This is a genomic window from Vibrio phycocola (genome assembly GCF_054404255.1).
This window is the reverse complement of the sequence record NZ_JBTAMQ010000001.1, coordinates 330,588-342,597: the sequence shown is the minus strand read 5'-3', so window position 1 is coordinate 342,597 and position 12,010 is coordinate 330,588. Positions and strand designations below refer to the sequence as shown.

8 protein-coding genes are annotated in these 12,010 nt (G+C 40.7%); all 8 read right to left on the bottom strand.

The window, feature by feature from the left end:
- Window positions 1–699 carry an ABC transporter ATP-binding protein gene (locus ACXJY6_RS01660; RefSeq protein ID WP_458767065.1) on the bottom strand — a complete coding sequence of 233 codons (699 nt, stop codon included), beginning with the start codon at window positions 697–699 and terminating at the stop codon, window positions 1–3.
- Window positions 692–2,533 carry an ABC transporter permease subunit gene (locus ACXJY6_RS01655; protein ID WP_458767063.1) on the bottom strand — a complete coding sequence of 614 codons (1,842 nt, stop codon included), beginning with the start codon at window positions 2,531–2,533 and terminating at the stop codon, window positions 692–694. Before ACXJY6_RS01655 ends, ACXJY6_RS01660 begins: the two co-directional genes overlap by 8 nt.
- The gene (locus ACXJY6_RS01650; RefSeq protein WP_458767061.1) at window positions 2,515–3,384 is read right to left on the bottom strand and encodes a branched-chain amino acid ABC transporter permease; all 870 of its coding nucleotides are present in this window, start codon (window positions 3,382–3,384) and stop codon (window positions 2,515–2,517) included. The genes ACXJY6_RS01655 and ACXJY6_RS01650 overlap by 19 nt, the downstream gene beginning before the upstream one ends.
- 120 nt (window positions 3,385–3,504) lie before the next feature.
- Window positions 3,505–4,713: an urea ABC transporter substrate-binding protein gene (locus tag ACXJY6_RS01645; RefSeq protein ID WP_458767059.1), complete on the bottom strand. Its 1,209-nt coding sequence runs from the start codon at window positions 4,711–4,713 to the stop codon at window positions 3,505–3,507.
- Window positions 4,714–5,690: 977 nt separating this feature from the next.
- Entirely contained in the window at window positions 5,691–6,065 is a 375-nt protein-coding gene (locus ACXJY6_RS01640) for a hypothetical protein (RefSeq protein WP_458767057.1), read from the bottom strand.
- A gap of 251 nt (window positions 6,066–6,316) precedes the next feature.
- The gene (locus tag ACXJY6_RS01635; RefSeq protein ID WP_458767055.1) at window positions 6,317–7,465 is read right to left on the bottom strand and encodes a sirohydrochlorin chelatase; all 1,149 of its coding nucleotides are present in this window, start codon (window positions 7,463–7,465) and stop codon (window positions 6,317–6,319) included.
- A gap of 85 nt (window positions 7,466–7,550) precedes the next feature.
- Window positions 7,551–8,210, bottom strand: coding sequence for a 5,6-dimethylbenzimidazole synthase (gene bluB, locus ACXJY6_RS01630; RefSeq protein ID WP_456051407.1), 660 nt, complete (start codon window positions 8,208–8,210; stop codon window positions 7,551–7,553).
- Window positions 8,210–12,004, bottom strand: a complete 3,795-nt coding sequence (gene cobN, locus ACXJY6_RS01625; protein ID WP_458767054.1) for a cobaltochelatase subunit CobN — start codon at window positions 12,002–12,004, stop codon at window positions 8,210–8,212. The genes bluB and cobN overlap by 1 nt, the downstream gene beginning before the upstream one ends.
- Between the last annotated feature and the right edge of the window lie 6 nt (window positions 12,005–12,010).

Genomic DNA, 12,010 nt, shown 5'->3' with positions numbered 1-12,010 from the left:
TTAAACTCCTAATAACTCTTGTTGTAATGCTTTATTTTCACGTAAATCATCGCGGCTTATTACTCTATTTATTTCCCCTTTGTCCATCACATAAGCTTGTTTAGCAATGGATAAACAAAAATCTAGATCTTGCTCAGCAACCAGTATTGAGATGTTATCTTCTTTATTAATGCGTTTTAGAATGCCTGACATTTCATCAATAATAGAGGGTTGAACTCCCTCTGTAGGTTCATCTAGCAATAGGATTTTCGGTTTTGTTGCTAAGGCTCTAGCTAAGGCTAAGATTTGTTGTTGGCCACCGGATAACCCACCAGCAAGGTCGTTTATTTTTGGAACAAGAATCGGAAAATCTTCAAGAAGTTTTTCAACTATTTGATGAGCAATATGGCCATTGGCTGCAGCAGCAACAGCAATATTCTCTCTCACTGACATACGAGGAAAAACATATCGCCCCTGTGGAACATAACCAATGCCTAATTTAGCTCTGCTTGTCGGGGACTTTTCAGCTTTTACACCATCCATTTCTACGTGCCCAGTCATCGCGGGAATAGTTCCAGTCGCATATCGCATCACGGTTGATTTCCCCACACCGTTTCTGCCTAATAGTGCAACGATCTCACCCTGTTTAACTTCTAATGAGATACCTCGGATAATGGTTGTTTTTCCGTACCCTCCTGTTGCATTTAAGATTTTAAACATGCTTTCTTCTCCCTAAATAAACATCAAGTACTCTCTCGTCTTTACGTAATGATTGAATGTCACCCTCAGCAAATACTTTACCTTGATGAAGTACTGTTACTTCTCCTTCCAACGTGCGTACAAAATCCATATCATGCTCGACGATGACAACGGTTGTATGTAACGCTAAAATTTTAATTAAAGAAGAGAGTTCTCGAGTTTCTTCTTTGGTCATGCCTGCTGCTGGTTCATCTAAGAAAATAACTCTAGGAGCTAAACAAAGTACCATGCCGATATCTAACCATTGTTGTTGACCGTGCGAGAGAGCAGAAGCAGCTACATTAGATTGATCTTCGAGTCCTAACATAGTCAATATTTTATGACTGACTCCTAAGGCTTGTTGATTTTGCTTAGTACGTGAATATGCAGCTACCCAAAGATTATCCAGTACTGATAAATCACCGAATATTTGAGGTTTTTGGTTTTTCACTCCCATACCATTTTCTACTCGCTCAAAAACAGCTGAATGAGTTATATCAAGATCCCCTAGGTGAACAGAGCCACTTTCAGGTTTATACATACCAACACAGGTTTTTAGAAATGAACTCTTACCTGCGCCATTGGCCCCAATTAATGAGTAAGGTTTACCTGGAATAAACGAGCGATTTACTTTATTGACTGGAATCACTCCACCAAACTTTTTAAATAAATCATTTGTGGATAAGCTTTTGGCTGGGCCAGCTTGTTGTTCGGCTTCTTTTAGGATTTCTTTTAAGGTATCACCATCAATTTTTACTGGGTTGGTATTACGCGCCGCCGCATTGGGATCAGGAAGGAACCTTTTCCATAAAAGATCTAAACTCCCTAAGATGCCATTCTTTAAGAATAATACGAGGAGAATCAATGTTGCTCCTAAGATCAAGGTAGTTTGGCCTCCAGCAGTACCACCTAAAACAAAGGATAAAATACCAATAGTCAAAGCTCCCACAAAAGGCCCAACCAATGTGCCCAAGCCACCGACCAATACATAAATAGGCGGTAAAAAAGCTTCTTGGATAGAAAATATTGATGGACTTAAAAAGTTTGACCAGAGTGCATATAGGGTTCCAGCTAAACCTGCAATTGCCCCTGCATAAGTAAAATTAAGCAGTTGATACTTTCGCACGTCGTAACCAAGTAGCGCAGCTTTCTCCTGGTCTATGCGAATGCAGTCAATAATTCGTCCAAAATGGCTACTCATTAAACGACGAGTCACAAAGTAAAGTATTGAAGCGATGATAATAACGGCCATTAACGCTTGGTTAGGAGCCAAAGGTTCAGCCTCTTCGCCAAAACTAATGATAATGCCAGGAATATTAGATAAACCACTATCACCAACAATAGATGCTTCACCTACTTTGAGCTTGAATGGCTGCGCAACCGACCAAAGTAATAATGTAAATGTGTAAGTTAAAATCGTGCTTTGTAATGCCCCCATGCGGGCATAAAAAATAATATATCCTAATATGACGGCCAGAATTGCCCCAAAAAGAGCGCCAGCAGGTAATGCCCATATGATTGAGTTACCTGTGGTCGCCGAGAAATTGATTGCTACAATACTGCCAAAGTATCCACCCATTCCATAGAATGCTGTTTGACCTAAGCTTAATAAGCCACCTCTGCCCCATACGATGTCCAAACTCATTCCCAGTAAACCAAAAATAACCCATGAAGTTGAAACAAAAGCAAGATAAGGATCGATATAATAAGCTGCTATCAATGCGAATAAGATTGAAATAGCAGGTAAAGTGATCCCTGCTGATTGATAAATTTTTTCTGATAAAGTCATATTGATACCTACAGCTTTCTGCGCCATTTAACTGAAACTCCAAACGGGTATAACCAAAGCAATAATGCTGTGATGAGAAAGAAGAAAACTTCACCTATCACTGAGGATAAAAAGCTTGCAGTGATAGAAGCACCTCCACCTAGCCCTAGAGCAGTTAACACAGTTCCAGTTAATGCAACTGGTCCAGCAACAACAACGGCTAAGAAAGATTTAACGGCGAACGCTAATCCCATTGTTGGAGTAGCAGGGACGAGAGGTAATAATATTGCGCCAGCAAAACCAGCCAAACCACATCCGATAGCAAAAGTCAGTGTATTCACTTTATGTGAGTCAATCCCTATGGCTTGAGCCATTTGGGGCTGTTGTATTGAGGCACGAGCTTTCATTCCATATACCGTTTTAGTCATTAAGGTATATACAAATAAAAACATTAAAGCTGCGATGACTATCATCAATAATCGGTAGCCGTCTAAGCTATATTCTCCGATATTAATGCTGAAAGATGGGATAGTGGCAACGCTTGCTGTACTTGTTCCAAACAACACAACCACTAGTTGCATGAAAAACATACTTAAGCCCCAAGTCGCTAGCATGGTGTCAAATAATCTGCCATAAAGGCGTCTAATAATAAGCACGTCTACAATTGCTCCCATTAACATGGTAAAAGCAACAGCTAAAGGTATTGATAGTAGATAAGGTACACCCAATTTTGTTAGCGTTAAGGCGGTATAAGCCCCAATCATTAAAAACTCACTATGGGCAAGATTAATGACTCCCATAAGTCCAAATACAACCGCTAAACCCATTGCAGCTATCAGCAAAATTGAAGCGCTGGATAATGATGACAGTAACACTGTCATTAGATAGTCGAATTCCATAACTTTTCTCTCAAAAAGTGAAGAAATACACTCTCTTATGAGAGTGTATACAATACTGATTACACTAATTAACTAATCTAGTTTGCTTGTTAGAGTAATTGGTAGAGTGATAAGTAAACACTAAGCTTCTGGAGTGAAATGCCCTACTAATTTAGGGTTGCTGATAAGGTCACACGTTTCGTTTTCATAACTAGGTGCAATTGCATCAAATGTTTTTATAATGTCGAAACCATAGTTATCATCACCAACCGCAATGTAAGTATTTTGTTTTACATGATGAGATCCTGGTTCAACGCTGACAAAGCCATTGGGGCCTTTGAAGTTAATATCGCCACTTTCCATAGCGGCATAAACAGGCTTAGATTTGAAAGAACCTGATTTTTCTATCGCCTCAGCCCATAAGTGCACTGCATTCCATGCTGTCACCGCTTCTGGCGAAATAGTTTGTCCTTCACCATAAGCTTTGCTCCATTTATCTAGGAAGGCCTTATTTTCTGGGTTATCTAAACTTGAAAAGTAGACATGACTTGAAACGATTCCTTCACTCGCTTTAGGTGTTAGTAATACTTGCTCATTTGCAGTACTGTAGTTTGAAGAAACAACAGGAATATTTTCTTTTAAGCCTGCAGAAGAAAATTGCTCTAAGAATCCCACTTGATTAGGACCGACTGGAATAGCAACAACGAAATCAGGTTTTGCTTTTTGAATTTTTTGAATAGTAGGAGCATAGTCTGTCACAGTCAGAGCAAGGAACTCTTCTCCGACAACTTCACCCCCAAACTGTTTTGCGTACTCGTGGTACCAAAGTGCTGAGATAGTGCCGTAGTTATAATCAGGTGCCATAATATACATTTTTGGCCCGTATTCTTTTATTGCCCATTCAACCAACGGTTTTATTTGCTGGGAAGCAGAAGGACTTACTACAAATGTTTGTTTGTCACATGCTCCACCTTCATAAAGCGTACTATAGAAGTAAGGAACATCAGCTTTTCTAAAAATTGGGCGAATAGCTTCACGAGACGAACTTGTCATGCCTCCGAACACTGCAACTGGTCTATCCTTTAACACGGTTGTATTAGCATATTGAGTATATTTACTTAGCTCTGATTGTGTATCATAAGTAATCAATTTCAGCTTTTCACCCAGTAACCCTCCTTCTGCGTTAATGTCATCAATAGCTAATTTAACAGCATTGCTTTGCATGACACCAAAGATACTAAAGCTTCCTGTAATATCATAAATAGCACTGACTTTAATTTCAGCAAAAGCTGAATTCATTCCTAAGATTGCGCTACATAAAAATGCCCTTTTGACTATATTTTTTTTCATTACTTATTTCCCTTTTTCGGCAGAACCGTAAATTTAAAGCAAAAAAAAACGCAGCTGAATAAAGCAGAAATCTATAAAAAATTTCTTATTTATTCAGCTGCGTCGCTGATAATTCGTACTTAATTTAGTTATTAAATAAACTAAGTGTTATAAGTTATATCTCACTTAAAATAATTAAGCAACTATAATATTTTATATATATTCGCCTATTTAGCGGCGAGATTTGTCAGTCTTTTTAAAATATTTACGACTTTTTAGTTAGCTTGTCACAGCCTTGTATATTGTGTCTTTGCTTGATACATTCGGGAATATTATAAGATACTAAAATAGTATTATCGGCATCTTTTGAAATTATTAATTTTTGTGGAACATCGATCGCAACCTATTGTTCACACTGCATAAATGGAGCGCCAACGTTTGGGTTTAAAAAATCAACACTTCTGTTTCTATTAATTTTAGACCAACGCTTTTGGCATTTTTTTGATGGCCTATCAGAGTGAACAGAGTCAGACATTTTTCCACTAAATTTTTGTAAAAAGATCTGCTGTTTTTTCAACAGAGTTGTGACTTCTCATCGAAACGAGATCTTCTAAAGCATGACTATAGATAGTGTGCGATAGTTCAGGTTTTGAAAGACACCAAATTCAAACATGGACACCGTTATAACCACCATTTGGACACCTGTAGTAGTACGTTAAATTTGGTCACTTCGTTAGAGGTGATATCATCACCTTATAAATTAATAGGCGACACTATGAAAAAACGTACAAGACAACTATTTAACCCAGAATTTAAGTTAGAAGCAGCACAACTTGTTCTGAATCGGAGCCCATAATTGCCTCTCTGACTCGGATAGAGATAGGCCAACCAACTCTCTTTCTCTCATTGTTTAAGCCCAAGATCGAGAATGGCATCGAACTACACAAACGGATACAAACCATCTAGTGAGCACTACTGCCAATCCTTAATCTCTGGTATCAAACATTGTACCCCGAGGCGAGCAGCAGCTCTCTCTCATGTTTAAGGAGTGCTGCTCTGTCATCAATGATTTCTGAAAGCACTTGGCGTGGTGTCGCTGCTACCGATTTATATTCTTCAAACGAATCAACATCACTAATCTTCAAAAACAAACCACTGATATAATTGCGCGCATCGCAAGTGCTCTCTTGAGATTTAAAATACTCAACACCCTGAGCCGCTTCTCGTATTTCAACTAGTAATTCTTTAGGGCTACTTTCGCACGCAATGGCCGTATAGTTATCAAGCACACGCTTTGCAAATATCAATTCACTTAACGGAATATCGCGACCACTTTCAATCAACTCAAGACTCAAGGTTTTATTTGCGGACATTTTTTCCTCTAATACTTATTCATTTCATTAAGATGCAAGTTTATTTCAATAAGAGCTTTTGCGGAAGAATTTAGTGTGAGACCACTGACTATATTTTTTAAAATCTAAAGATTTAAAGAAAATGGTGAGCTATCTGAATGTTTTTCAGTTCTAGCATCCAGTAGTGGGCTCGATTTCAATGTGAGAAACTGAATACAACTAGATAGGCGACACCCGTAACCAAGTGCCGCCCTCCGGAGCTTCACATCTTATTACCTATGTGCTAGCGGCTGACCTTGAACGCCATTTTCAATACGCTCACTTTCTTCATCCAGCAAGGACTGAGGGAACTGGCTCATAAAGCAATGGCAAATTCCTTCTCCAATCATCGTTCGTGGGCCAAGTGGGTGTGTAATATGCTTATAAACCCCATGGCTATGTGGCTCTGTATGAGCATGTTCATGTTGATGACTGTGCGAGTGGTCATGCGCGTGGCTGTGTGAATGGCCATGATGATGAGCATGATCGTGTTGATGATCATGCGTCTCCGGATCTTTATATTCAGCATGATGATGGTGCACATCCACCTCCCCTGCTGCTAATCGTCGTTTGAAGGTCGTCATTAAGTCTTCATCAACGACCTTATCATCCATGATATTACGTACACGTACTTCAAAAGCATCAATCACTTTTTTATGATCGCGTAAATATGGCGTATTAATAAACTCAACATCTGGATTTTCACCTGCTACTTTATTGATGTACCCGGTAATTCGTTTAATTAATCGACCAGTAAACAGAAAATAAGGTGCAACCACAATACGTTTATATCCTAGCTTCAACAATTGCTCTAAGCCCACACCAACCGATGGATAAGTCACTCCTGAATACACGGTGTCAGCCCATCCAAAGCCCATATTTTCACTCACAATACGAGTTAATTTAGCGACTTCCGCATTGGCTTCTGTATCTGAGGTTCCGCGCCCCACCACCACTAACATGGTGTCATACAAATCTGCTGGAGGGTTATCCGCATTGAGCCCTAAAGACTCATAAATACGCGCCTGAAAAGCATCAATCATGGGATCTTGCAAACCTAGCTCTTGCCCATAAGTCACCGTTAAGCCTTCATTTTTTTCTTCATAAGTCGTCAACACTGAGGGAATATCATTTTTAGCATGCGTTGCGGCAAACAACATACCTGGCACCGCATAAATATGCTCAACACCCTGTTCAATTAAGCGATTTAATCCCATATGAATATTAGGTGCAGAATACTCTAAAAAGCCATACTCAATGGGGATCTCAGGAAAACGTTTTTTTAAGCCTTCAGCGACCAGTGAAAACTCGACTTCAGCGTCTTTATCTCGGCTACCATGGCCGCACACCATGATCCCTTTTTTAGTTGATTGTGTACTCATCTGATTCCTTTTTATAAATAATGAAATAGTTTAAAACAGTATCAAGCAATAACTTGCAGTATTCATATAAGCATGACGGTTTAACCTACTTACAATTCTTGTTGGGCCAATAGTTATCATATAAAAAAGATTCAATAGGCGCTGCCTGCGCCCAATTCTCTTCAATTAACATCGGCTTTTCATAAAACTTTTCAACATGGCCAATACATAAAATAGCGACTGGGCGACTATCTGCTGGCATGTTTAACAATTGTGCTAATGCAATCGGGTCAAACAAAGACACCCAACCCAAGCCAATTCCTTCAGCTCGAGCAGCTAACCACATATTTTGAATAGCACAGGATACTGAGGCGAGATCCATATCCGGCATCGAACGACGTCCAAAAATATGTTTTTCACGCCCTTCAGGTAAAGCTACTACGACCAGTTCAGCACACTCTAAAATGCCTTCTACCTTTAATTTTAAAAATTCACTTTTACGATCACCTAATAATTCAGCGGTCGTATTTCTCTCGCGCTCGACTAAGGCTTTTATTGCATTTTTTAAAATATCATCGGATATACGCAAAAAACGCCATGGCTGCATTAAACCAACACTTGGAGCTTGATTGGCAACGGTTAACAAACGCAATAACAAACCGGGCTCTAATGGTTGATTATTGAAATGGCGTATATCTCGACGCTCTTTGATCACACGATAAACCGCATCTTTTTCAAGGTCGCTATAACTATGCTGGCTTTTCATTATTTACTCTCTTGCATTTCGTCGCAGTCCAACAAGAGATCTTGCAACTGCCGTTCATATTCATCACTGGCTTGCCATAGGCCACGCTGGGCTGCTTCCATTAAGCGCTCAGCCATCTCTTCCATAACTTGTGGGTTATTATCTTTTAAAAACTGCTGATTCTGTTCATCAAACAGCAATGCATCACACACTTGTTTATATTGATAGTCTGCAATTAAATCTGTCGTTGCATCATAGGCAAAGAGGTAATCCACAGTCGCCCCCATTTCAAAGGCACCTTTATAACCATGCTCTCGCATCGCTTCAATCCACTTTGGGTTTAATACGCGAGAACGCAATACACGGTTCAATTCTTCTTTCAACGTTCTAACAACTGGCTGATGTGGGTTACTGTTATCACCATGATAAATACTCGGTGCACGACCAGAATACACAGCCGCGGCATTACTCATTCCGCCTTGAAATTGGTAATAGTCATCGGAATCAAGTAAGTCATGCTCGCGATTATCTTGATTTTGCACAACAACTTGCAGATGACTTAGCTGATGTAAAAAAGCCTCTTTTGCATCCACGCCATCCCCTGCTTTGTTGCCATATGCATACCCACCCCAGTTTAAATAGGCTTCAGCTAAATCACTTTTTTGCTCCCAACAACGCTCATCAATTAAGCCTTGTAAACCTGCTCCATAAGCACCGGGTTTAGATCCAAAGACACGATAACTGGCCTGCCGCTTAGCTTGTTGAACCGTCATGCCATCCGCGATAAGTTGTGCTTCTCGCTGCTCAATATTTTGCTGAATCACATTCCCATTACCTGGCTCTCGTAGTTCTCTGATTGCCAACACCGCCGCATCAAACAGAGCCATAACATTCGCAAAAGCATCACGAAAAAAGCCAGATACTCGCAATGTCACATCGATACGCGGACGATTAAGTAATTGAAAAGGTATCACCTCAAAATCGACCACGCGATGACTACCTTGAGCCCAAATCGGTTTAACGCCCATTAAGGCAAAGGCTTGTGCAATATCGTCACCACCCGTGCGCATGGTTGCCGTCCCCCAAACCGATAAACCTAATTGCTGAGGGTATTCGCCATGTTCTTGCAAATGACGATGAAGTAAGGCTTGTGCTGATTTTTGGCCAAGCTCCCACGCCGTTTTAGTTGGGATTGCCCGGTTATCAACAGAATAAAAGTTACGCCCAGTTGGTAATGTGTCTAAGCGGCCACGAGTTGGTGCACCACTTGGACCGGCCTCAATAAATTTAGCCGATAACCCATCAACGATAGCTTGCAATTCATTATCAACACTCGTTTTTAATGCGCTGTGAATATGCTGCTGTGCATAACGTAACAGTGCACAAGTGGCAGGATAAAGCGCAAGTGCATCTAAATTTTGTGCATCTAATAGGTACTCTGTTACCCAGCGTAACGCCAATAATTCTAAGCGTTCACGTGTATCTGCTTGGCTACGCCACAGCGTGTCGCTAACAGCGGCTAATAATGGCGGCTTATCACCTTGCCATGGTCTCCGATCGGCTTGTAATGGGTCAAACAACTGACCATCAACAGTCAATGCAAAATCAGCAACTAAACAATGTAATATACCCTGATTTTGAGGGCCTTCACCTCGCGGTAAACGTAATAATGCAACCAGCGTATTGGCGACCTTATGCGCATCAGGTAACTGGCCAAAGATATGCAAACCATGACGAATTTGCGCTTCTTTAATGTCACAAAGGTAAGTGTCTAACTCTTCTAATACTTGCTCGTCATCTTCGAGTGCCGCTTGATTTAATTCTTCTACAATATGTGTCTGCTGCACTTTTTCTAAAATTTGCTCACGTAACCAAGACTCTCGTCGTGTATCTAACCCTTGAGCTTGATAATACTCATCCACCAGCGCTTCTAGCTCGGCTAATTCTCCATAGCTTTCAGCTCTTGCCATCGGCGGCATTAAGTGATCAATAATCACCGCTTGGGTACGTCTTTTTGCCTGCGCCCCTTCACCGGGGTCATTAACAATAAAAGGGTAAAAATGAGGCATCGCACCTAACACAGCATCGGGCCAACATTCATTCGATAAGGCTAATCCTTTGCCTGGTAACCATTCCAAATTACCATGCTTGCCGACATGAATAATCGCATTTACTTGGTAGGTCACTCGTAACCAAAAGTAAAACGCTAAATAATGATGAGGTGGCACGAGATCTGGGTCATGATAATTAGCGAGCAAATCAATATTAAAACCACGCGCGGGTTGAATCCCAACAAAGGTTTCACCTAGGCGTATTCCAGATATCATTAACCGATCATTGCGGCACTTAATATCCTCTTCTGGTTGTCCCCAGCGCGTATTGATCGCTTGCTGACTTTGCTCCGGTAATGTTGCAAATAATTGTTTGTACTCTGCTAAGGATAAACTCTGCCAACAAGGCAAATGATGTAAGGTATTTGGGTTATTGGTCACCGCTTCTAATAATGATTCAATTAATGCATTACCATTCTCAGGAATATCTTCAACTGGATACCCCGCCGCTTGTAAGCGACGTAAAATATTAATCGTTGATTGAGGCGTATCTAACCCAACGCCATTACCAATGCGTCCATCTTTGGTTGGATAATTCGCTAAGACCAGCGCAATACGTTTTTTATTATTATCCAGCGTTGATAGTTGCAGGTATTTTTTAGCAAGCTCAATCACAAACAGCGCACGCTCATGATGTAATTGATACTGTACTAGTGATATTTGAGTTGCTTGATCAAAGAACGCCTCGCTTTTAAAGCTAATTGCCCGCGTTAAGACCTTTCCATCCATTTCAGGTAATACCACTTGCATCGCAATATCACGACTACGTAAACCTTGTTTATATTCTCGCCAATCGTCCAAAGTGCTACTCGACAGCACCACTTGTAAAATAGGGATATCAACTGTAAATAAGCGTTTAAAACTATTTGGCTCCGAACTTAAGTCTGGAGTGCTGACGGTGTTGGCAGCAAAACCGGTGGTATTCAATATTAAACGACAATCAAACTCTGTTAACAGCTGATTCACAACCAACATCGCTTGCGCATCTTTTAATGAGCTAATCACAATAGGTAACGGGTTAATACCATTTTCAGACATTAAATCAATCAACTGATCAAACATCTCGCAGTTCGCAGATTGCAAATGGCTACGATAAAAAATCAGCGCCACTGTTTTTTGCTGAGAGTGCCACTTTTGCATGACCAGCTGTTGATTATAAAACTGAGCTTGTGCTAAAAACGTGGGGGCTTGGCATGTGACGTCGAGAGAAAAAAACAACTTATTTAAATAATTGAAAAGTTGCAAACTATTTTCAATACCGCCCCCACGAAAATAACGCCATACCGTGTGCTGGACGACTCCAGAAACATTCGATAACTCTGTTAACTCAGGGTCAACATTATCATCACCGGGAACCAATATAAGCGTTCTTTCCGGCTTCTCGGTTGACCAACGCAACAACCCTTCAACGCCGTATTGCCAATACGCTTTGCCACCTAATAGCGAGACGACAACTACTTTCGCCTGCTCAAGCACCTTACTTTCATAAAGGTCAAAAGCAGCAGGCTTTAGTAAATGTGTCCAATTAGCCAAACGTGTTTCAGCCAAGCCCGGTGTTTGCTTAGCTTGTTGAAAACCCACTGACAAGGCGGTCAATTGACTATCGGCTGCACTAAGCACAACGAGTGGTGCGGGCGATTGCGCTAAATCGACAATCCCTTCTTCTTCAACAAACCCGCCTGGCTGTGCTGCTAATAGATGCATTGCCGA